20 protein-coding genes and 1 pseudogene are annotated in these 20,187 nt (G+C 61.3%); 9 read left to right on the top strand and 12 right to left on the bottom strand.

All coding sequences use genetic code 11. From position 1 onward, the window contains the following. Position 1: 1 nt before the first annotated feature. Positions 2 to 958: an ImuA family protein gene (locus EFD55_RS33765; RefSeq protein ID WP_245438476.1), complete on the bottom strand. Its 957-nt coding sequence runs from the start codon at positions 956 to 958 to the stop codon at positions 2 to 4. Positions 959 to 1,119: 161 nt separating this feature from the next. On the opposite strand from EFD55_RS33765, the gene EFD55_RS15320 reads away from it, so the two are divergent. Next, a complete protein-coding gene (locus EFD55_RS15320; RefSeq protein WP_008528622.1) occupies positions 1,120 to 1,557 on the top strand; it encodes a metallopeptidase family protein in 438 nt (145 codons plus the stop codon). Positions 1,558 to 1,571: 14 nt separating this feature from the next. Here EFD55_RS15320 and EFD55_RS15315 read toward each other — a convergent pair whose 3' ends face one another. Together EFD55_RS15315 and EFD55_RS15310 are read right to left on the bottom strand one after the other, a co-directional pair. Further along, complete coding sequence (locus tag EFD55_RS15315) at positions 1,572 to 1,778, bottom strand: DUF1737 domain-containing protein (RefSeq protein WP_125845902.1); 207 nt, start codon at positions 1,776 to 1,778, stop codon at positions 1,572 to 1,574. Beyond that, a complete protein-coding gene (locus tag EFD55_RS15310; protein WP_125845901.1) occupies positions 1,778 to 2,683 on the bottom strand; it encodes an HpcH/HpaI aldolase/citrate lyase family protein in 906 nt (301 codons plus the stop codon). The genes EFD55_RS15315 and EFD55_RS15310 overlap by 1 nt, the downstream gene beginning before the upstream one ends. Positions 2,684 to 2,796: 113 nt before the next feature. Here EFD55_RS15310 and EFD55_RS15305 point away from each other — a divergent pair, with 113 nt between their 5' ends. The 3 genes from EFD55_RS15305 (at position 2,797) to leuD (ending at position 4,304) form a co-directional block, all read left to right on the top strand. After that, positions 2,797 to 3,030 (top strand): hypothetical protein, encoded by a 234-nt coding sequence (locus EFD55_RS15305; RefSeq protein ID WP_125845900.1) that lies wholly within the window; start codon positions 2,797 to 2,799, stop codon positions 3,028 to 3,030. A gap of 108 nt (positions 3,031 to 3,138) precedes the next feature. Beyond that, a complete protein-coding gene (locus EFD55_RS15300; RefSeq protein WP_125845899.1) occupies positions 3,139 to 3,561 on the top strand; it encodes a VOC family protein in 423 nt (140 codons plus the stop codon). Between the two features lie 134 nt (positions 3,562 to 3,695). Continuing rightward, positions 3,696 to 4,304 carry a 3-isopropylmalate dehydratase small subunit gene (gene leuD, locus EFD55_RS15295; protein WP_125845898.1) on the top strand — a complete coding sequence of 203 codons (609 nt, stop codon included), beginning with the start codon at positions 3,696 to 3,698 and terminating at the stop codon, positions 4,302 to 4,304. A 112-nt stretch (positions 4,305 to 4,416) separates the two neighbouring features. Here leuD and EFD55_RS15290 read toward each other — a convergent pair whose 3' ends face one another. After that, positions 4,417 to 5,349 carry a pyridoxal-phosphate dependent enzyme gene (locus EFD55_RS15290; RefSeq protein ID WP_125845897.1) on the bottom strand — a complete coding sequence of 311 codons (933 nt, stop codon included), beginning with the start codon at positions 5,347 to 5,349 and terminating at the stop codon, positions 4,417 to 4,419. A gap of 263 nt (positions 5,350 to 5,612) precedes the next feature. On the opposite strand from EFD55_RS15290, the gene leuB reads away from it, so the two are divergent. Then, positions 5,613 to 6,725 (top strand): 3-isopropylmalate dehydrogenase, encoded by a 1,113-nt coding sequence (gene leuB, locus EFD55_RS15285; protein WP_125845896.1) that lies wholly within the window; start codon positions 5,613 to 5,615, stop codon positions 6,723 to 6,725. Between the two features lie 238 nt (positions 6,726 to 6,963). Beyond that, positions 6,964 to 7,716, top strand: a complete 753-nt coding sequence (gene lpxE / locus EFD55_RS15280) for a lipid A 1-phosphatase LpxE (protein ID WP_183736729.1) — start codon at positions 6,964 to 6,966, stop codon at positions 7,714 to 7,716. Between the two features lie 34 nt (positions 7,717 to 7,750). On the opposite strand, the gene EFD55_RS15275 is transcribed toward lpxE, so the two are convergent. The 5 genes from EFD55_RS15275 to EFD55_RS15255 all read right to left on the bottom strand — a co-directional run bounded on the left by EFD55_RS15275 (position 7,751) and on the right by EFD55_RS15255 (position 14,119). Beyond that, a complete protein-coding gene (locus EFD55_RS15275) occupies positions 7,751 to 9,637 on the bottom strand; it encodes an MFS transporter (protein ID WP_125845895.1) in 1,887 nt (628 codons plus the stop codon). 216 nt (positions 9,638 to 9,853) lie between these two features. Beyond that, positions 9,854 to 11,113: an ABC transporter permease gene (locus EFD55_RS15270; RefSeq protein WP_125845894.1), complete on the bottom strand. Its 1,260-nt coding sequence runs from the start codon at positions 11,111 to 11,113 to the stop codon at positions 9,854 to 9,856. Next, on the bottom strand, positions 11,110 to 11,802 hold the full coding sequence (locus EFD55_RS15265; RefSeq protein ID WP_125845893.1) for an ABC transporter ATP-binding protein: 693 nt from the start codon (positions 11,800 to 11,802) through the stop codon (positions 11,110 to 11,112). Before EFD55_RS15265 ends, EFD55_RS15270 begins: the two co-directional genes overlap by 4 nt. A 6-nt stretch (positions 11,803 to 11,808) precedes the next feature. Then, positions 11,809 to 12,270, bottom strand: coding sequence for a hypothetical protein (locus EFD55_RS15260; protein ID WP_125845892.1), 462 nt, complete (start codon positions 12,268 to 12,270; stop codon positions 11,809 to 11,811). 94 nt (positions 12,271 to 12,364) lie between these two features. Continuing rightward, complete coding sequence (locus EFD55_RS15255) at positions 12,365 to 14,119, bottom strand: alkaline phosphatase (protein WP_125845891.1); 1,755 nt, start codon at positions 14,117 to 14,119, stop codon at positions 12,365 to 12,367. A gap of 69 nt (positions 14,120 to 14,188) precedes the next feature. On the opposite strand from EFD55_RS15255, the pseudogene EFD55_RS33465 reads away from it, so the two are divergent. The 3 genes and pseudogenes from EFD55_RS33465 to EFD55_RS15245 all read left to right on the top strand — a co-directional run bounded on the left by EFD55_RS33465 (position 14,189) and on the right by EFD55_RS15245 (position 16,652). Further along, positions 14,189 to 14,420 (top strand): annotated as a pseudogene (locus EFD55_RS33465) (hypothetical protein). A gap of 111 nt (positions 14,421 to 14,531) precedes the next feature. After that, a complete protein-coding gene (locus tag EFD55_RS15250; protein WP_008528643.1) occupies positions 14,532 to 15,566 on the top strand; it encodes an aspartate-semialdehyde dehydrogenase in 1,035 nt (344 codons plus the stop codon). A 264-nt stretch (positions 15,567 to 15,830) separates the two neighbouring features. Then, on the top strand, positions 15,831 to 16,652 hold the full coding sequence (locus EFD55_RS15245; protein ID WP_125845890.1) for a lytic murein transglycosylase: 822 nt from the start codon (positions 15,831 to 15,833) through the stop codon (positions 16,650 to 16,652). Between the two features lie 51 nt (positions 16,653 to 16,703). Here EFD55_RS15245 and EFD55_RS15240 read toward each other — a convergent pair whose 3' ends face one another. The 3 genes from EFD55_RS15240 to pdxY form a co-directional block, all read right to left on the bottom strand. Next, positions 16,704 to 18,323 carry a GGDEF domain-containing protein gene (locus EFD55_RS15240; protein WP_125845889.1) on the bottom strand — a complete coding sequence of 540 codons (1,620 nt, stop codon included), beginning with the start codon at positions 18,321 to 18,323 and terminating at the stop codon, positions 16,704 to 16,706. 97 nt (positions 18,324 to 18,420) lie between these two features. Then, the gene (locus EFD55_RS15235; RefSeq protein WP_125845888.1) at positions 18,421 to 19,062 is read right to left on the bottom strand and encodes a carbonic anhydrase; all 642 of its coding nucleotides are present in this window, start codon (positions 19,060 to 19,062) and stop codon (positions 18,421 to 18,423) included. A 71-nt stretch (positions 19,063 to 19,133) separates the two neighbouring features. After that, positions 19,134 to 20,009, bottom strand: coding sequence for a pyridoxal kinase PdxY (gene pdxY / locus EFD55_RS15230; RefSeq protein WP_125845887.1), 876 nt, complete (start codon positions 20,007 to 20,009; stop codon positions 19,134 to 19,136). Positions 20,010 to 20,187: the final 178 nt, after the last annotated feature.

Genomic DNA, 20,187 nt, shown 5'->3' with positions numbered 1-20,187 from the left:
CTCAGGACGCCCTTTCGAACGCCAGGAGAGCCCCCATCGCCTGCGAGCGATGCGATCCGTTTGCAGATGCGGGAAGCTGAGCGCGAGAATGCGCTGACTGTTCGCCTGGAGGGCGAACGAGGTTTGGTTCGGTGACGGGGAGAAATTCGCGTTCATGGGGATTCCACTCCAGGAGAAAGGAGAGCGGGGCCGGATTGCGGCTCTTCTCCAGCGTGAGACGGAAAATCGGATTGCCGATACTGCCGGAAAGCTTCGATCTATCCGGCAATGGCCGCAGACCGGATGGTGCCGGTTCGACATGCAGGCGGAAGGCCGCACTGCTTGCCTCCTCCTCTCCGGCCTGACGGACAAGAAAGAGCGGACGACGGGAAGCATGTGCCCTGAGACTGAGCCTGCGGCTTTCGGTCAGGCCGAAATGCGCAGGGTTGCCCCGCACTTCGAAGATAACGGCTGAGAAGGCAGCGCTTTCCACCGCCGCCTCCGCCAGCCAGAGCGCTTCATCCAGCTTGCGCGGCGCCGCATGAAGAAACAGCTCCGGGCTCAGCCCAAAATCCCGAAGCCCGGGGGCATAGGGACGGCCGGCCTCCAGCGCGCCAACTGCATCGCCGATCCAGAGGAGCGGCAGAAGCCTGCCGGCATCCGCTTCTTGTTTCTGCAGCCGCGCGGCAACAGCCATTGCCAGCCCGCTTGCCGCGCCTGCATCGCGAGACAAAGCCGAGCGGAATTCGATGATCGCATCGAGCGGCAGGCCGCCTTCCATCGCCTCGTCGAGCGGACCCACGCCGAACGGCAGGCGAAGCCCACGGTCATTCTGCGCCGTGGCCTGCCGCGTAGCCTTCCCCGATGCCAGGGCTTCCCGCTCCGCTGCCGCAAGCGCCGGCGCCGGCTTTCCTTCCAGTCTGGCGATGGTTTCGCGGAGCGCAAAAAGCCGCTCGCGCGCCAGGGCGTGCTGCGCCATGGCGTTCTCCGATCCGTCTTGTTCCTGTTATGTTCTTATAGATTCCAGAGAGCTAATGAAGAGTCAACGGCCATTTTCTATGAATTTATTCCTGCCCCTGATTCCGCACTCGAAAATCGGCGATAAAGGTTCTATATGGGCCCGCAAAGGAAGGAATATTCATGGCCCGCATAGACCAGAGCGACGATTGGCGGGACCGCCATGCGCCAACGATCAGCACTTTCGAGTCGCTGGCCATGGAGGCATACAGCCATCTGCCGGATGAATTCCGCCAGCTGACGACCAACCTGACGATCGAGATCGAAGATTTCCCCGACGACGACGTTTTCGAGGACATGGCGCTGGAAACCCCTTTCGACCTGCTCGGCCTTTTCGAGGGCAGGGGCATCTCCGAACGCTTCACGGTGGAAACCGGCGAGATGCCGAACCGCATCCGCCTCTACCGGCGTCCCATTCTCGATTACTGGGCCGAAAACGACGAGACGCTCGGTGATATCATCACCCATGTCCTGATCCACGAGATCGGCCACCATTTCGGGCTGAGCGACGATGACATGGAGCGGATCGAGGCCAGCGCGGAGGAAGCTGCCGAGCGCTAGAAGCGCAACGCGCCCTACTGCTCGGAGAGCTTCATCTCAGGATCGTAATCCTTGCCCTCGACATGCTTGATGACGGCCTGGCCGCATTGCATCGCGCCGGTTGCGGCATTGAAGGCATAGGTCGGCGAGCCTTCCAGCGACCAGCCCTTGTTAAGGGCAGCGGTGACCTTGTGGCAGAAGGAAGCATCGTCGGGACCGGTCAGGAAGCGGTAGAGTTTCATCAGGCGGGCTTTCTTGCAGAAATCAGGCGAGCTTTATGAACCAGAGCTTCGGCCTGGACAAGATGCAGCCGCTCGATCATCCGCCCGTTCGCATTGATGACGTTGCGGCCCTTGGCAGCCGGATCGGCGAAGGCCGATATGATCGCTTCGGCTTCCGCTATCTCCTCCGCGCTCGGCCCGAAATACCGGTTGGCGGCTTCGATCTGCAAGGGGTGGATCAGCATCTTGCCCGCAAAACTCATGGCGCGGCCCTGCCCGCATTCGGCATCGAAGCCTTCGCCATCGCGGAAATCATTAAAGACGCTGTCGAGCGCATCGAGCCCATAGGCCTTGACCGCCAGAATGACCTGCATCAGCCACGGCACGAGATAGGTCCGCCCCGGTTGCGGCAGAACACCCGTTTCCTTGCGCAGGTCGTTGAGGCCGACAACGAGGCAATCAAGCCGCGATCCCGGCGTGCGGCTGGATTCGGCGATCGCCCCGACATTCAGCACGCCGCGCGGCGTCTCGATCATCGCCCAGATCCGCAATTCCTCCGGCGCATCCGCATCGGCAAGCAGATCGCCGATATCAGTGACATCCTGAGGCTCGTCCACCTTCGGCAACAGAACGGCATCGGGCAGAAGCGCCCTGACCAGATCAAGATCCGCCGGCCCGAATTCGGATGACAAAGAATTGATGCGGATGATCCTTTCCTTGCCCTCAAGCGCCGGCCCGGCGAAAAAGCTTCTCAGATTTTCCCGCGCCTGCGCCTTCTTCTCAGGCGCCACCGAATCCTCCAGATCGAAAATAACGGCATCGCAATCAAGGGAATGGCTCTTTTCGAGCGCCCGCGCATTGATGGCGGGTACGCTCAGCACCGAGCGGCGCAGGCGCTGGGAACGGAGAGGAACGGTTCGGCTCATGGACTATTAGTGCCAAGCTTCGCAAAGCCCGGCAAGACAACAAAAAGCCATGCTTGCCTTGCAGAGAGAAAAAAGAAGGACCACATTCCTTTCCGAAGAAAGGTCTAAAACCAATGCAGAACATTCGCTCCATCTTCATCATGCTTGCCGGTGCCACCGTTTTGGTGGCCATGCTGCTTCTCACCTTCTCGGTGACGCTCGCCGTCGGCGGCATTCTGACCGTACTCATGGTCGGCCGCGCGCTTTCGCTGAAGATGAAGCCCGCTCCGGTCCGCGCCAAGGCCAACAACGGCCAGCGCGAGATGCGTATCTGGAACGACGGTCGCGGCACGATCATCGATCTCTGAGCAGCCTACGCTCAAAAAAACGGACCGACACTGTCGGATCATGCTTCCATGATACGTCCTTGCAGCAGCCAGGCATTCAGCCGGCGCTCAAAACGATGGAGGATGAGCATGGATACGACGACCGAAAACAATCCGGTCAAAATGCCGCCGGTCAAGAATGGCCTGCTGCCCTATCTGACGGTCGGCGGCGCGGTAAAGGCCGCGGAATTCTACAAGAAGGCCTTCGGCGCCGAAGAAGCTTACAAGGTGCCAGTCGACGAGAGTGGCCGGACGATGCATGTGCATCTCTATATCAACGGCAGCTCCCTCATGCTGTCGGATGCCTATCCCGAATATGGCCATCCCTTCAAAGGCCATAAAGGCTTCGCCATCCAGCTTGTTATCGACGATATCGATTTCTGGTGGGACCGGGCTGTGGCTGCCGGCGCCGAAGTCGTCATGCCGGTCGAACTGATGTTCTGGGGCGACCGCTACGGCCAGCTCCGCGATCCCTTCGGTGTCCTCTGGGGCCTCAACGCACCGAGCAAGTAACGGGGTATGCGCAACGGGCCGGCCGCGCGAAACGTCGCGTGGCCGCATTTTCGAAAGATTCTCCTTCATTTCGGCGAAAAACTGGACTAGATGCAAATTCAGAAAGTATGTTTTGCTGAAATGGAGCATGGGTCATGGATAAATTCGTGAAGCTCACGGGCGTTGCAGCGCCCCTGCCGGTCGTCAACGTCGACACCGACATGATCATTCCGAAGGACTATCTGAAGACCATCAAGCGCACCGGCCTTGGCAAGGGCCTTTTCGCCGAAGCCCGCTACAATGAAGACGGCTCCGAAAACCCCGATTTCGTGCTGAACAAACCGGCCTACCGCGATGCGAAAATCCTGGTCGCCGGCGACAATTTCGGCTGCGGTTCCTCGCGTGAACACGCGCCGTGGGCGCTGCTCGATTTCGGCATCCGCTGCGTGATCTCCACCAGCTTCGCCGACATTTTCTACAACAACTGCTTCAAGAACGGCATCTTGCCGATCAAGGTCAGCCAGGAAAATCTCGACAAGCTGATGGACGACGCCTCGCGCGGCTCCAATGCCATCCTGACCGTGGATCTTGAGAACCTCGAGATCACCGGCCCCGATGGCGGCTCGATCAAGTTCGACCTCGACGAGTTCAAGCGCCACTGCCTGCTGAACGGCCTCGACGATATCGGCCTGACCATGGAAAAGGGCAAGGCGATCGACGCATTCGAAAAGAAGAACGCCGCTTCCCATCCCTGGGCAGCCTGATCGCTGACGATTTGCCTATTGATCAAGCCGGGCTTCACCTGGCTTTTTCTTTACAGCGCCGCGCGTCATTCAGACGCGCAAAGGACGCTGCAACATCTTGAATTACCGCAAATCAGAGAAACTTCTCTTTCCAGAGCTTCAGCTTTTCGAGCGAGACGCCGATGCCGCCGCAGACTTCGATGAGCGGATGATCGAAGCGCTGAAGCAGCCCGGCATGCACGTCGGCAACGGCAAGGGCAGCCCCGCAGGCCGGCTCGACCAGAATGCGCTGCGCATCGGCAAATTTCAGACAGGCGGCGACGGCGTCGGCATCGCTGACGACGATGCTTTCGATCGGATGCTGTTTCGGCAGCTCGAAGACATGCTGCGCCACCTGCCGCGCGCCGAGCGAATTGGCAATCGAGGTAATCATGGGAAGGGTAATTCGCTCATTCGCCTTGAGGCTGGCATGCAGCGAGGCCGTCCCTTCGGTTTCGACGGCAATGACGGGCACGTCGGAAAGTCCGTTTCGCTTCAGTCCCTCAACGATGCCGGCCAGCAGTCCGCCGCCGCCAACGCTGGTAATGACGCAATCGAATTTTGCACCCTTCGCCACCACCTCGTCGATCAGCGTCGCATGGCCATCCCATAGAAGCGGATGGTCGAAGGGATGCACATAGGTCGCCTTGCGGCTCTCTGCGAGCTCCACCGCATGGGCATTGGCTTCATCAAAAACCGATCCGTGGACCAGGACGGTGGCGCCCGTTGCAGCAATCGTCTGCCGGACATCGGCTGCTGTCGTCTCCGGCACGACGATTGTGACCGGAACACCGAGCGCCCGGCCGGCATAAGCCGCGGCAATGCCGGCATTGCCGCCGGACGCGCAGTAGATCTCCCGCGCCCCATTTTCCACCTCATGTTGGCAAAGCCGGCCGACGCCACGCAGCTTGAAGCTGCCGGAAGGCTGCAGCGCATCGAGCTTCAGCCAGAGTGGCTTGCCGCTCGCGCTATAGCCGGATCCCGTGCGAACCAAAGGCGTGTCGAGATGGAGAGGTGCCAAAGCCATGATGAAAATCCGGAAAGTAAAGATGAGAAGGTGGTTCTAACCCGTTTGCAGGCGCCAGAGCAATCATCGCGACCGGGAGCGCCGCGTCTTACAGACGCGCAACGGACGCTCTAACACTTTCCATTCCCGCATCGATCCAAAAATCGATTCTGCTTTTCGGGTCGATGCGCTGGAGCGAAGCGTACCGATTCACCCCTTCTCTCGCTTGAAATGCCCATTTCCGGGGTCTAAGAAGCCGCAACTTGTTTTTCCAGGAGGGTTTCATGACAGCGCGCAATCTTTTCCTGCTGCCGGGTGACGGCATCGGTCCCGAGGCCATGGGCGAGGTCCGCAAGATCATCGCCTATATGAACGAGGCGATGAACGCCGGTTTCGTCACCGACGAAGGCCTTGTCGGCGGCAGCGCTTACGATGCCCACGGCGCGGCGATCTCCGAAGGCGACATGCAGAAGGCGCTCGCCGCCGATGCCGTTCTCTTCGGCGCCGTCGGCGGCCCGAAATGGGATAGCGTACCCTACGAAGTGCGTCCGGAAGCCGGCCTGCTGCGCCTGCGCAAGGATCTGCAGCTCTTCGCGAACCTCCGCCCGGCGATCTGCTACCCGGCCCTTGCCTCGGCCTCCTCGCTGAAGCCGGAACTGGTCGAAGGCCTTGATATCCTGATCATCCGCGAACTGACGGGCGGCGTCTATTTTGGCGAGCCGAAGGAGATTATCGACCTCGGCAACGGCCAGAAGCGCGGCATCGACACGCAGGTCTACGATACCTACGAGATCGAGCGCATCGCCGGCGTCGCCTTCGAAATGGCCCGCACGCGGCAGAACCGCGTCTGCTCCATGGAAAAGCGCAACGTCATGAAGTCGGGCGTGCTTTGGAACCAGGTAGTGACCGAGACGCACAAGGCGAAATATTCCGATGTCCAGCTCGAACATATGCTCGCCGATGCCGGCGGCATGCAGCTGGTGCGCCAGCCCAAGCAGTTCGACGTCATCGTCACCGACAATCTCTTCGGCGACATGCTCTCCGACGTCGCCGCCATGCTGACCGGTTCGCTCGGCATGCTGCCCTCGGCCTCGCTCGGTGCGCCTGATGGCAAGACCGGCAAGCGCAAGGCGCTCTACGAGCCGGTGCACGGCTCGGCGCCCGACATTGCCGGCAAGGGTGTCGCCAATCCGATCGCCATGATCGCCTCCTTCGCCATGTGCCTGCGCTACTCCTTCAATCTGGTGAAGGAAGCCGACGACCTGGAAAAGGCAATCGCCAACGTGCTCGACAAGGGCATCCGCACCGGCGATATCATGGCCGATGGCTGCAGGCAGGTCGGCACCGTCGAGATGGGCGATGCGATCCTCGCCGAGTTCAAGGCGCTTTCGGCCTGATATATTTCACGTGAAACAACATTCAGCCCTTCGCATCGCGCATGCGAGGGGCTTCTTCATCGGGAGCAAAGACCCCGCATCATGCTTGGCCGAATTATCCGAAACGGACTATTCTCGGCCACAATCTCGTGTATTTTTGCGCCGGATTTCAACGAGCGCGCAATCCAGGTGAGAGAGCGCCCTTGACGTGTTCTGTCGGACGCGCGGCGCTCCAGGGCAAATTCGAACGGATAATGCAATGCGGGCATTTTGGGCTTCCCTGGACAGGCGCTGGCGCCGGAGCGGCGTCGGCATGCCGCCTTTGCGCTGGCAGGCCTGTCTCTTCATCACGCTCAATGCCGTGATCCTTTCCATGATGCTCTTCGATGCGCCGGTCGGCGCCAGCGAAGCTCCCGCACCCGTGAAGCACCTCGGCGAGATGTTGACCGGTTTCGGCGATTCCGCCTGGCTGATCTACACCAGCATCCTGCTCTTCTTTCAGGGCAGGGCGGGCTACAAGCTCTTGAAGACGGCCCGCTCCAGGGCGCAGGCGCTTTATGTCAGCTGGATCGGCGCCTATCTCTTCACCACCATCGTCTTGTCAGGCCTTCTCGCCAATCTGTTGAAGCGGGCGATCGGCAGGGCGCGCCCCGAGCATTTCCATGACTACGGCATCTTTTCCTTCACGCCTTTTTCAGGCCATGCCGCTTTTGAAAGCTTCCCGTCCGGCCATTCCACCACGGTCGGCGCTTTCTTCGCTGCCTTTGCTCTTCTGTTTCCGCGCTACCGCGTTGCCTTCATCATCTGCGCCATCTGGCTCGCCATGACCCGCGTCATGGTCGGCGCCCATTATCCGAGCGACGTCATGGCCGGCCTTGCCTTGGGCGCCTGGTTCTCGCTGCTGACGGCGATCGTCTTTGCCCGCTGCGGCCTGCTCTTCAAACTGGCGCCGGATGGCTGGCCGATCTCGAAGCAACTGTTCCCGGACATGAAAAAGCCCGGCGCTTTGTAAGCGCCGGGCCGTTTTCGTCAAGCTTGAACGCAGATCAATCCATTGCGTGGATATCTCTGTTCTTCGTTTCCGGCAGGAAGATCAGGCCGATCACCAGCGTGATCGACGCAAAGACGATCGGATACCAGAGACCATAGTAGATATCGCCCGCAGCAGCGCTCATCGCGAAGGCCGTCGCCGGCAGCAGGCCGCCGAACCAGCCGTTGCCGATATGATAGGGCAGCGACATGCCGGTATAGCGGATGCGGGTCGGGAAGAGCTCCACCAGAAGTGCGGCGATCGGGCCATAGACCATCGTCACGTAGATGACGAGGACGAACAGGACCGCGATCGTGCCGATCCAGTTGACGCGGGCGGGATCGGCGGCCATGGCGAAGCTGCCGCCATTGGCGATGTTGTAGACCGCCATGTCGGTGACGCCATTGGCCTCATCCGCCGTCAGCAGCTTGGTTTCGACCAGCTTGGCAGCCGGCACCGTTTCCTTCTCGCCGGCGCGCACGGCATCGGCATTGAGCGCCAGTTCCGGGTTGGCGGCGATGAAGGCATCGAGCTTGGCGTCTGCCACCTTGACGGCGCCACGCTTCAGCGGGTAGCCGGCATCGTGAAGCGCGATGTTGACGCCCTTTTCGAAGGCGGCGGTCATGCCCTTCGCCTTGTCGCCGGCAGCGATGGCGTCGAAGCTCGTGATCGTCTCGTTGCCGACCTTGACCGTTGCCGGCTGTCCGGCGGGACCGGGCACGACGTCATAAGGCACCGAGTTCTTCGTCAGGAACGCCGTCGCCACGTCGCAGGAACTGGTGAACTTCACCGTGCCTGTCGGGTTGAACTGGAACCTGCAGTCCGCGGGATCGGCTGTGACCGTTGCGCGGATCGTTGCCTGTGCTTCGGCAAGCGCCGGGTTCGCCGTCCAGGTCATCGCCTTGAACAGCGGATTATAGGTTACCGCCGCGATGAGAAGGCCCGCCATGATGATCGGCTTGCGACCGATCTTGTCGGAGAGGCCGCCGAAGATGACGAAGAACGGCGTTGCCAGGAACAGCGCGATGGCGACCATGATGTTGGCCGACTGCAGATCCACCTTCAGCACGTTCTGCAGGAAGAACAGCGCATAGAACTGGCCGCCGTACCAGACGACCGCCTGGCCCATGGTGGCGCCGAGAAGCGCGATGAGCGCGATCTTGGCGTTCTTCCACTGGCCGAAGGCTTCGGTCAGCGGCGCCTTGGAGCCCTTGCCCTCTGCCTTCATGCGCTGGAACGCCGGCGATTCGTTCATCTTCAGGCGGATCCAGACTGAGATGCCGAGCAGGACGACCGAGACCAGGAACGGGATACGCCAGCCCCAGGCGGCGAATTGAACCTGACCCATCAGATATTGAACCAGGACGATGACGATCAGCGACAGGAACAGGCCGAGCGTCGCCGTCGTCTGAATCCATGAGGTGAAGTAACCGCGGCGCCCGTTCGGCGCATGTTCCGCGACATAGGTCGCCGCACCGCCATATTCACCGCCGAGCGCCAAGCCCTGGAGCAGGCGAAGACCGATTAGGATGATCGGAGCTGCGATGCCGATGGTAGCCGCGCCCGGCAGGATGCCGACGAGGAAGGTCGACATGCCCATGATCAGGATCGTCACCAGGAAGGTGTATTTACGGCCGACGAGATCGCCGAGACGGCCGAACACCAGCGCGCCGAAGGGGCGCACCAGGAAGCCGGCGGCAAAGGCGAGCAACGTGAAGATGTTGCGCGTTGCCTCGGGATATTGGGTGAAGTAGGTCGCGCCGATATAGGTGGCGAGCGAACCGTAAAGATAGAAATCGTACCATTCGAAAACGGTGCCGAGCGAAGATGCGAAGATGACCTTCTTCTCCTCGCCGGTCATCGGACCGGCCTTCGCGCCGTCGATGCTTGCGACATTTGCCATTGTCTGTCCTCCACAGAGCGATGAGCAACGCGCGCGACCTGCTCTCCTCAAAGCATATCCCTGGCCGCAACACGCCTGACGAGAGTGTGCCAGAAAAGACAGGCCGCAAAGAGAGATGCTTTGGGATTATGACTTTAGTATAAGAACGGCCCGCTTTCGCCACGTCGCGCTCTCCGCCGCCGAAAGCGGCTTTGCCGGTTTGCAACGGCGGGTCTGCTACGCCCTCAGCGCCTGCGCCGGCGATTGCCGATAGGCGAGCACCGCCGGCAAGGCGGCGAGAATCGCGGCAAAGGCAAGCAGCACGCCGGCAAGACCGGCATCTTCGCGGGCAAAGGCCACCGGCATGGCGATACCGCTCGTTTGCGAGAACATGCCTGACAAGATTAGGGCCGCGGCAAACCCAAGCGCGAATCCGAGCCCGATTCCAATTGACACCAGCGTGAAGAATTCCAGCCAGACGATGCCGAAGATCGCGCCGCGTGGGGCGCCGAAGGCCCTCAGCGCGCCGATCTGGCGGCGGCGCTGGCCGATATGGATGACTGTGACCAGCACCAGCGAGGCTGCGACGAGAGCCTGCGCGCCGGAAGCGACCGCGACGAGGATCTGCTTGGCGTCGCCGAGCGTGGCGTAGAGATTGGTCAGCACTTCGCCGGGAAAGACAGCGACGGTATCGCCGCTGCGATAGTCCTGCCGCAGCTTGTAGGCGTCGGCGATTGTCTTCGGCTTGACGAGGATGGCGGGAAGGCCGGGAGCATCCGCGCTCCAGGTCTCGTCGAGCGCGGCATCCGGGTCGATTTCGCCGTGATGTTCATGCGCATCGTGTTCGGCGCCGGCCTGTTCGTGATCGTGCCCGACGGCCTCGGCGCCTTCAGTCCCCAGGCCGTGAATATGCCAGACAGCCTGAATCGGAACGAGAATGGCCCGATCCCAGGCGGTGCCGGTCGGCCGCAGGCGGCCAGCGACATGATAGACGAGTTCGGTGTGGGTTTCGCCCCCTTCTTCCGCCGAACCGTGCATCGGCTTGATCTCGCCGCCGAGCGAAAGCTTGACGGCAGAACCGATCACCGCCTCTCCCTCGCGCGCGAAAACCTTGCCCTCGACAAAGCCGCCAGACAGCTTATCCGCCAGCGTCGCCGTTGTGCCGACGATCGGATAGCCGGAGAAGGAATCGCCGAAACCGATTGGGGCGGCCCAGTTGACGCGAGGATCCCCAGTAAGCCTGGCCAGAACCTCGCCCGGCATCAGCGGCAGGGGCGAGGGCTGCAGGAAGACGGAGGACAGCACAAGTTGCGTCTCGCTGCCGCCGGCGCCGATGACGAGATCGAACTTGTCGGCGGCCCGCGCGCTGCCGAGGCGAAGCGCTCGTTCCTGCAGAACGACGGCAACGCCGAGCGCGCTCGCCAGAGCCACCAGCAGCACGACGACCAAGGACCCCGCCCAGAGACGGCGGAGATCGGCGAAGATAAAGCGGATCATGCAGCCTCCCCCGCCGTGGTGGCGGAATCCTCTTTGATCCGGCCGGCGCCAAAGGTAATGCGTCGGTCGAGGCGGCTGGCGAGGCGCTGATCGTGCGAAACGACGATCAGCGTGCTGCCTTCGGCAATGGCGAGGTCGAGGATGAGATCGCCGACAGCCTCACCGCTTTCGGCATCGAGGCTGGCGGTCGGCTCGTCGGCGATGATGACGCCGGGCTTACGCAGCAGCGCGCGGGCGATCGCCACACGCTGCATCTCGCCGCGCGACATGGTTTCGATCTTCTGGCCGGAACGGGAAAGGCCGACCGTGCTCAAAAGCGCATGCGCCCGCTCGATGATATCTGCCGTGGCAGCACCCGCGAGGCGCGCGGGCAGAAGTACGTTTTCCAACGCCGACAGACCGGGGAAGAGATGGAACTCCTGCATAACAAGGCCGATATTGGCGGCGCGGAACCGGTCGCGCCGGCTCTCGGAAAAACCTGCGATGTCTTCGCCGTTCCAGCGGATGCGGCCCTGCCGCGTCCGTTCCAGCCCGGTGACGATATTGACGAAGGTGCTCTTGCCGGAGCCGGACGCGCCGGTGATGGCGACCCTGCTGCCGGCATCGATCGACAGGCGGCCGATCGCCAGCGCCGGTGAGGAGAGACCCGGGAAGGTGACATCAAGATTTTCGATATCGAGAGCGAGCATATCTGTTCAGGCGGCCGAATATTCGGCCTGGCGGATGCGCAGCAGGCTGACGAAGCCGGTTTCCGGATCCGTCCAGGAACCGTATTCCAGCGTGCCGTGCACTTCGATCGTCTGGCGCGGCTGCACGAAGGTCTGCTTTTCCAAGAGATAGACGACGACGATATTATCCGGCCAGTCGGCATCCGAGGAGCAGAAGGGGCAGAGCGACATCGGCACTTCGGTGAGCACGAAGAACTGCGCCTCGGCCTTCAGCGGCGGCGCCATGAAGCCCTTCATGCTGATTTCCTGGCCGGCGAGCGCCTTCACCTTGTCGGAGAATTCGAGGCCGAGCACGCCGAACTTGCCGTAGAGCTCGTTGAAGGTGAGTGAGGGATCGGTGGCGCGAACAGCAGAAACGGTAAAGGGAAGCGCAATGGCAGCGCCGATCAGCCGGCGGCGGCCGAGAAGCAGCGAAGAGAATTTTTCCATGGCGACCTCCAAAACCGAAGCCCGGCCGCACAGCGGCCGGGACCATGATGAAAGAGACAAGGCCGGCAAGCAGCCTCGTCAAATCAACTTAGGATCAGTTCGTCTGCTTGGAGCCGAGGGCAAAGGTATCGGCGAGCACGCGATAAACGTCGCTCTGTTCCATGTAGCCATGGAATTCTTCCGAACCCGGGCCAGCCGACTGCAGGACGACGTCGTCGACCGCATGGACGCCACTTTCACTGGTCTTCGGAAGATTGCCCTGAACCAGGACCGCGCCGGGAACATCCTTGTACTGCTCGTTGGCGACATATTCCTTCTTTTCGTTCTGGACAGCCGGAACGAAAGGACCGTCGAGCTTCGGACGGAAGGTCTCGTAGTGGTCAGGGCCGTTGTTGGCGCTCAGGAACAAGCGGCGACTGACGTCGACCTTGTCGGGATAACCGTCGCCGTTTTCATCCTTGTAGTTCGGGAAGCCTGCTTCGGCGTAGGTCCCGACCTTTTCGCGCATCTCCGTGCCGGGCTTTTCGTCATCGACGGTGCCGATGATCGATACGCCGTGCGTGTGGTCGCCGGTGACGACGATCAGCGTATCGGGATGGGCCTTCTGGAATTCGCGGGCCACGCCGATCGCCTGGTCGAATTCGATGGTTTCGAAGACGGCGCGATCCCAATCGAGCGGATGGGACATTTTGTCGATCGAGGAACCTTCGACCATCAGGAAGAAACCGTCGGGATTCTTGGAGAGACGGTCGAGCGCAACCTTGGTCATCTCGACGAGGCCCGGCTGGTTCGGGAACTTGTCGACGGTGCCCTTCTTCAGGAACTCGCGATCGAGGGTGACGTCCATGTTGCCGGTGTGGAAGAGACCGAGGAGATTGCCGTCAGCCGATGCATTGGCTGCAAGCTCGTTCTTGTCGGTCGCAAGCTTGTAGCCGGCTTCCTGGAACAGCTTGATGTAATCCTGATTGTCCTTGCGCTTGGAGCCGGCGACTTCCTTGCCGAGGAAATAGGCGGAGCCGCCGCCGAGGAGAACTTCCGGCTTGACGTCGAGCAGCATGCCGACGACCTCGGCCTTGTCGCTGCGGTTGCGGGTATGGGAAACAACCGCAGCCGGCGTGGCGTCCTCGACTTCAGCCGTCGCGACGATGCCGATCGACTTCTTGGTTGTGCGGCGAAGGGCTTCCGCGAAGGTTTCGACACGCGGGTCGTCAAGCGAGGCCGGCGTGCGGTCAGCATAGACGCCGAGCGCGTTGACGGCGGTCTTGTGACCCGTCATGTAAGCCGACATGGTGTTGGCCGAGTCCGTGGAAACCGCGTTCGTCGACGACGTGCCGATGAAGGCCATGCGGTCGAGATCGTCCATGTTCAGGCGGCCGTTCGCCTTGCCCTCGGTCATGCCCTTGGACATGATGCGGGCGGCGGTGCGATGTGCAACGGAAAGCCCGTCGCCGAGCAGGAAAATGATGTTCTTGGCCTTCGGCTGGGCGGCGGTTTCGTAAACGTTCCAGGTGACGGACTTCGTTTCGTCGCCGGCTGCGACCTCGACCTTATAGGCGCCGGGCGCAGAAATCTTCAGGCCGCGCAGCAGGAGAGCGGAACCGAGAGCCTTGTCTTCCTTGCCCTTTTCCAGCTCGACGAACTGCGCCTCGCCCCCGAGAACGGTCTTGTAGTCCTGGTCGTTGACCGTGATCTTCACGTCCTCAGGCTTGACCTGCTTGTTGAGCTCGACTTTGAAATCGAACGGCGAACCGACGAGAATCGTCGCGCGATCAAGCGGATAGACCGTCGTCGCCTGGGCGGCGCCCGCGAGGATGGTGGTGGCCGCAAAGGCGGCGAGAAGCGTACGCATGGAAAACCCCCGTTTTCGTTGCAGACAATTGTCAACCGGGCCGGGATACCTGCCGGGGATGACAACGGCATGACAAAAGGTCGCAGGGTCGCGGCCGCCCGTGCGGGCCTGAGGCGAGGTGCGCAAAAACCTTGACTCCTGTGGAAAACCTTCTTAGAGCAACAGCGGAAAAGGAATCTCCATGGTTCGCGACGAACACGCCATTGCCGAATGCAATGACCGGGCACGGGTTGCCGGGGTGGATATTGCCGTTCCGGTTTCTTCCAAAACCAAGGCCAAAACGACGACGAAAACCGTCTGACGTCTCTGGCCTGCCGCTCTCTCCCCGGCTCGGCTGGGGACAGGAAGACGCGATCCGTCGCGCCTTTCCCCTCACCGGACAAGAGGAGAGAAGAGAAAGAGAGCTTGAGAAATGGGTTTCAAAGTAGCAGTTGCGGGAGCCACCGGAAATGTCGGCCGGGAGATGCTCAACATCCTCTCCGAACGAGGCTTCCCCGCCGATGAGGTCGTGGCGCTTGCCTCCGCGCGTTCGCAGGGAACCGAGGTTTCCTATGGCGACCGGACGCTGAAGGTCTCCAATCTGGAGAATTACGATTTCTCCGACACTGATATCTGCCTGATGTCGGCCGGCGGCGAGGTTTCCAAGAAGTTCTCGCCGAAGATCGGCCAGCAGGGCTGCGTCGTCATCGACAATTCCTCGGCCTGGCGCTACGACGCCGACGTGCCGCTGATCGTGCCGGAAGTGAACCCCGACGCCATCACGCAGTTCACCAAGCGCAACATCATCGCTAACCCGAATTGCTCGACCGCCCAGCTGGTGGTGGCGCTGAAGCCGCTGCACGACTTCGCCAAGATCAAGCGCGTCGTCGTATCGACCTACCAGTCGGTCTCCGGCGCCGGCAAGGACGGCATGGATGAGCTCTTTAACCAGACGCGCGCCGTCTTCGTTGCCGATCCGATCGAGAACAAGAAGTTCACCAAGCGTATCGCCTTCAACGTCATCCCCCACATCGATTCTTTCATGGAGGACGGCTACACCAAGGAAGAGTGGAAGGTGCTGGCCGAGACGAAGAAGATGCTCGACCCGAAGATCAAGGTGACCTGCACGGCCGTGCGCGTGCCCGTCTTCATCGGTCATTCGGAATCGGTTAACATCGAGTTCGAAAACGAGATCACCGCCGATCAGGCCCGCGACATCCTGCGCGATGCGCCCGGCTGCCTCGTCATCGACAAGCGCGAGAACGGTGGCTACATCACGCCGTATGAATCCGCCGGCGAGGACGCAACCTACATTTCGCGCATCCGTGAGGATGCGACGGTCGAAAACGGCCTCAACATGTGGGTGGTCTCCGACAACCTGCGCAAGGGCGCGGCACTGAACGCCATTCAGATTGCCGAGCTGCTTGTCAATCGCGGCCTCGTCAAGCCGCGCAAGCAGGCGGCTTGATACCATTTGTAAACCATAACATGCTAAAGCCCTGCTGATGATGGCAGGGCTTTTTGCCGAGTTGAGGATGCATCCGTCTATAAGCATCTGCTGAAGGTGATCGTGACAAAATCCCCTTCGGCTGGCATTCTTGCCCGGCATCAAGCAATGCATGCCCCCTAACCCGTTCACGGGGGACGGCATGTATGAAACGAAGACTTGAGGCGCGTCGTACAATCCCATTCGAGGCGACGCGCTTTAGCAGATCGGAAGCGGGGTTTCTCGATGCGCATGACAAAGTTGTTTCTGGCGGCCGCCGCGGCGATGGGCGTCCTCCATGCGGTACCGGCGTTCGCGCAAGGCGCGCAATGCGGCAATACCAGCGCCGGCTTCGACGCCTGGGTTGCCGATTTCAAGCAGACTGCAGCGGCCAATGGCGTCAGCCAATCGGTCTTGAGCCGCGCCTTCGCCAATGTCAGCTACAACAAGCCGACGATCGCCGCCGACCGCGGCCAGAAAAGCTTCAAGCTGTCCTTCGATGCGTTCATGCAGAAGCGCGGCGGTGCCGCCGTCATTTCCCGCGGCCGCTCGATGAAAGCCGCCAACCAGGCGCTCTTCGCCTCGATCGAGCGCCGTTTCGGCGTTCCGGCCGGCCCGCTGATCGCGATCTGGGGCATGGAAACCGGTTTCGGCAGCTATATGGGCAACCAGCATACGATGTCGGCTGTTTCGACCCTTGCCTATGATTGCCGCCGTTCGGATTATTTCACTGACCAGCTCTACGCCGCGCTCCAGCTCGTCTCCGAGGGTTATCTGAGCCCGCAGGCTAGGGGTGCTGCCCATGGCGAAATCGGCCAGACGCAGTTTCTCCCGCGCAATGTCGTGCGCTTCGGCGCCGATGGCGATGGCGACGGCCGCGTTGATATGGTCGGTTCCCGCGCCGATGCGCTCGCCTCGACCGCGAATTTCCTCAAGGGCCATGGCTGGCGCGCCGGCGCCGGCTATCAGCCGGGAGAGCGGAATTTCGTTGCTATTCAGGGCTGGAACGCTGCAAGCGTCTACCAGCAGGCGATTGCCTATATCGGCCAGCAGATCGACGGCAGATAGGCCTTCATCGATAGGAATACCCGGAAACGCCGCTGCAATATGCGGCGTTTTTCATATGCGGGAATCGAAACCGCCGCCGGATGCCGTCTTGCGTCGATCCTCCTGCGTCATCACGGGCACGGTCGGTCCCGAGACGACGCAATTGCGGCCGGAGGCCTTGGCGGCATAAAGCGCCAGGTCGGCGCGCTTGACCAGATCCTCGAAGTTGCGGTTGAAGGCTTCGTTTGCCCGGCCGGCGCATCCGAAGCTCGCCGTGACCTTGATAAGATCGCCGCCCGGTAAAGGGATTTCCGCCGCCTCGATCGCCAGCCGCACGCATTCTGCAACGGTAGCGGCGTCGTCAGGCGTCGAATCCGGCAGAAGCGCCAGGAACTCCTCGCCGCCATGGCGCACCAGCAGATCGAAGGACCGGAAATTCTCACGCGCGACGCTTGCGACATGCCGCAGCACGGCATCGCCGGCATCATGGCCGTTGATATCGTTGATCTTCTTGAAATGATCGAGGTCGAAAAGCACGACGGAGATCCAGCGCGACCCGTGCTCGGCCTGCGTGAGAAGTGCCGATGCGGCGACCTCAAAGCCGCGCCTGTTGTAAAGGCCGGTCAGAAGGTCGGTTTGGGCGGCATTGCGCAACTCGCCCACCAGCATCTCGCGATCCCGCGTCAGCCGGTCGATCAGGCGCAGGCCCCTTGCTGCCAGCACCGTCACCAAGGTGGCGAGAATGAGCAGACCGGCGCACAGCGAAAGAATCAGCGTCAGGTGAATATGCGAGCGTGTCGACAGGCTTTCGCCGGTCTCGTGGATGTCTCTCGCCGCCTCGACGATCTTCTGCTGCAGGAAGGCCATCCTTTCGTTCTGCGCGGCGGCCCAGATGTCGCGCACGGCGTTTGTCGGCCGCGATCCGGCAAGGATGGAATCGGTGATCGCATTCGCCTTCACCTGGCTTGCGTGAGCGAGATAGGCGACGATGTCACGCGCAGTCGGCGCGGAGGAATGGAAAACCATATGCTCCATGCCCTCGCCGATCATGACCTTACCCTGCACGAACAGCTCCACCGGAAACCTGGCGGAAAGGCCCTGGTCGAGGTAACGGGTACCGACGATGGTGATCAGCCTTTCGCCGTAATAGGTCAGCAGGATGCCCATCAGCTGGTTGGATTTGTCCAGCAGCACCGGATCGCTGATCAAAGGTGAAAGCGCATCGACGATAGCCAGTTGCTTGAGAGCCGCAAACCAGTAGATCGAACCGGGATCGCTGTGGGCATAGCGGCCCTGGTCGACGGCGCTGCGTGCGGCGACGATGCGGCTGTAGGCAAGGCTGAGAGTCGATAGTTCGTCGGCCAGCCCCGCGTCGAGCGTATCGCGCGAGGGTAAGCTGGCATAGAAAGCCCGGCGCTCGTCGTCGAGCTTCATCCGGCTTCTCTGCATGTCGATGGCGGTCCGGTCGCTGGGATGGGCGAGGTAGCGGCGGGTGGCGCCGATTTCGCTCAGGATCTCGGTGGCGGCGATGGATCCGCCACGGGCGAGCACATCGGCAAACTGCCGGTCCTTCTCGAGATCCCTGTATTGCTTGACCGAGGATCGTATGACGACGATGCCTTCAATGATCATGAAGACGAAGGGCAGCATGATAGCCGCCAGGATGACCCTTTTGATGGTTTCGAACTTCATCGCCAATCGCCACGGTGAGCAAAAACGTCGGTCGTGCGCAACCAATTGACGGCGAGCTTAGCAACAATTCTTAAAAAAGTGATAAAGCGACGCGTCCCTAGATTTCGGGACGAATGAAGTCGCGCGTCTCGGCATCCATGACCCAGAGTTCACCGGTCGAGATGTCGAACCAGGCGCCGTGAAGATGCATTTTTCCTGCTTCTTCGAGCGCCTTGATGTCAGGGAAGGTCCTGAGATTGTTGATCGAATTGCGGATGGAGACACGCTCCAGCGCTGTCTGCCGCTCGGCGGCCGTCATCACGTCGTTGCTCTGGATCTGCTCGGCGGCGGGCTTAACCAGCGACATCCAGCGGCCGATGAAATCGCCGGGCGACAGCGGCTCGGCATTCGGATCGAGCGCTGCGCGAATGCCGCCGCAGCGGCCATGACCCATCACGACGATATCGGAGACCTTCAGCGCCTGTACCGCAAATTCGAGCGCGGCCGACGTCGAATGGAAATGACCGTCCGGCTCGTAAGGCGGCACCATGTTGGCGACGTTGCGGATGACGAAGAGCTCGCCCGGGCCGGCATCGAAGATCAGCTCCGGCGCCGCACGCGAATCCGAACAGGCAATAACCAGCGTGTGGGGACTCTGACCGTTTTCGGCAAGTTGCCGATACCTGTCGCGGGCGTCGGCATAACGCCCGTGCATAAAGTTGCGATAGCCGTCCAGAAGAGGTGTTGGAAAACGCTGCATGCTTCTGGATTAGCGCGCACGAACGACAAGATCAACTGTTGCACTGCAAAATGCCTGCATCGGCAAATGCGTCATTTTTTCCGTCGCTGCGCCGGGTGCACAAGCCGGCGCATCTGCACCATGGCCATTGGCGTCGAGAGACTGGAAGCGTCGCTTGCCAGCATCAACTCATTGCTGCCGCGTTTGACGGCGCGCGCAAGCACCTCGAAGACGCTGGCGGTGGCAAGCTGCAGCGCCTTTTCGTCCTCGAGACCGGAGAGCAGGCGCGACAGGAAGACGGCGGCAAGCAGGTCGCCGAGACCGTTCGGCGGGTTTTCGACGACGCGGTGCTCGGCGAGAAGCGCGTGACGGCCGGAGAGATAGAGATTGCCGGTACCACCCGCCATCATCGGCACGGCCGAGGTAACGAGCATGCGCGATGGCCCGAGCGCCAGCGCCGCCTCCATGATCGCGCTGTTGTCTTGGAGCGCCGCACCCGAAAGCCAGGCAAGTTCGTAGCGGTTCGGCGTCGCGAGCGAGGCGAGCGGGATGAGATGGTCGCGAATGGCCTCAGCGGTCGCTTCCGGCACGTAGAGGCCGCCGAGATCGCCCATGACCGGATCGCAGACATAAAGCAGTTCGGGATTGTCTTGTCTGAGCGCACCGATCAGCCGGGCGACGGAGCGCGCCTGGGCGGCATTGCCGAAATAGCCTGAAAGCACCGCCTTGACTTCGCCGATCCACGGCGCGCGGATCAGATCGTCGATCGCCGCGTCGAAATCGGATTCCGCAAAGGTCAGCCGCGTCGAGCGACCATGGCCGGGATGCCAGGGCAGCACGACGGTCGGGAGCGCCCAGACCGGATGACCGAGCGTCTCCAGCGCAAAGACGGCTGCCCGGTTTCCAACCGAGCCGCGCACCACATGGCTTGAGATGACGAGGACTGTGCCCGCTGCATTTTCCGACATGATATCAAGGTCCGAATGATGATGGCGTTTGATGATCTTTTTGACGCCACGCTGTCAACCATTCTTCACGTGAGCATGGAAATGTGTGGCGAAACGAAATGCCCGAAGAGAGGCTTTCCCATTCGTTTTGGCCATGAAAACGGAAAAATCTCCAAAAATTTCCCATTTTCGACGTCAA

The sequence above is a fragment of the Rhizobium pisi genome (assembly GCF_003938655.1).
In the GTDB taxonomy this organism is placed as follows: domain Bacteria; phylum Pseudomonadota; class Alphaproteobacteria; order Rhizobiales; family Rhizobiaceae; genus Rhizobium; species Rhizobium pisi.
Note: the sequence above shows the minus strand (reverse complement) of the source record. Positions and strands in the feature narration are given on the sequence as shown.

Coding starts and splice junctions, on each gene's coding strand:
- EFD55_RS15290 (WP_125845897.1), bottom strand. CDS start 5,349: ATGGCTTTGGCACCTCTCCATCTCGACACGCCTTTGGTTCGCACGGGA.
- leuD (WP_125845898.1), top strand. CDS start 3,696: ATGGATAAATTCGTGAAGCTCACGGGCGTTGCAGCGCCCCTGCCGGTC.
- EFD55_RS15320 (WP_008528622.1), top strand. CDS start 1,120: ATGGCCCGCATAGACCAGAGCGACGATTGGCGGGACCGCCATGCGCCA.
- EFD55_RS15240 (WP_125845889.1), bottom strand. CDS start 18,323: ATGAAGTTCGAAACCATCAAAAGGGTCATCCTGGCGGCTATCATGCTG.
- EFD55_RS15265 (WP_125845893.1), bottom strand. CDS start 11,802: ATGCTCGCTCTCGATATCGAAAATCTTGATGTCACCTTCCCGGGTCTC.
- EFD55_RS15260 (WP_125845892.1), bottom strand. CDS start 12,270: ATGGAAAAATTCTCTTCGCTGCTTCTCGGCCGCCGCCGGCTGATCGGC.
- leuB (WP_125845896.1), top strand. CDS start 5,613: ATGACAGCGCGCAATCTTTTCCTGCTGCCGGGTGACGGCATCGGTCCC.
- EFD55_RS15315 (WP_125845902.1), bottom strand. CDS start 1,778: ATGAAACTCTACCGCTTCCTGACCGGTCCCGACGATGCTTCCTTCTGC.
- lpxE (WP_183736729.1), top strand. CDS start 6,964: ATGCGGGCATTTTGGGCTTCCCTGGACAGGCGCTGGCGCCGGAGCGGC.
- EFD55_RS15310 (WP_125845901.1), bottom strand. CDS start 2,683: ATGAGCCGAACCGTTCCTCTCCGTTCCCAGCGCCTGCGCCGCTCGGTG.
- EFD55_RS15270 (WP_125845894.1), bottom strand. CDS start 11,113: ATGATCCGCTTTATCTTCGCCGATCTCCGCCGTCTCTGGGCGGGGTCC.
- EFD55_RS15300 (WP_125845899.1), top strand. CDS start 3,139: ATGGATACGACGACCGAAAACAATCCGGTCAAAATGCCGCCGGTCAAG.
- EFD55_RS15250 (WP_008528643.1), top strand. CDS start 14,532: ATGGGTTTCAAAGTAGCAGTTGCGGGAGCCACCGGAAATGTCGGCCGG.
- EFD55_RS15255 (WP_125845891.1), bottom strand. CDS start 14,119: ATGCGTACGCTTCTCGCCGCCTTTGCGGCCACCACCATCCTCGCGGGC.
- EFD55_RS15235 (WP_125845888.1), bottom strand. CDS start 19,062: ATGCAGCGTTTTCCAACACCTCTTCTGGACGGCTATCGCAACTTTATG.
- EFD55_RS15245 (WP_125845890.1), top strand. CDS start 15,831: ATGCGCATGACAAAGTTGTTTCTGGCGGCCGCCGCGGCGATGGGCGTC.
- EFD55_RS15275 (WP_125845895.1), bottom strand. CDS start 9,637: ATGGCAAATGTCGCAAGCATCGACGGCGCGAAGGCCGGTCCGATGACC.
- EFD55_RS33765 (WP_245438476.1), bottom strand. CDS start 958: ATGGCGCAGCACGCCCTGGCGCGCGAGCGGCTTTTTGCGCTCCGCGAA.
- pdxY (WP_125845887.1), bottom strand. CDS start 20,009: ATGTCGGAAAATGCAGCGGGCACAGTCCTCGTCATCTCAAGCCATGTG.
- EFD55_RS15305 (WP_125845900.1), top strand. CDS start 2,797: ATGCAGAACATTCGCTCCATCTTCATCATGCTTGCCGGTGCCACCGTT.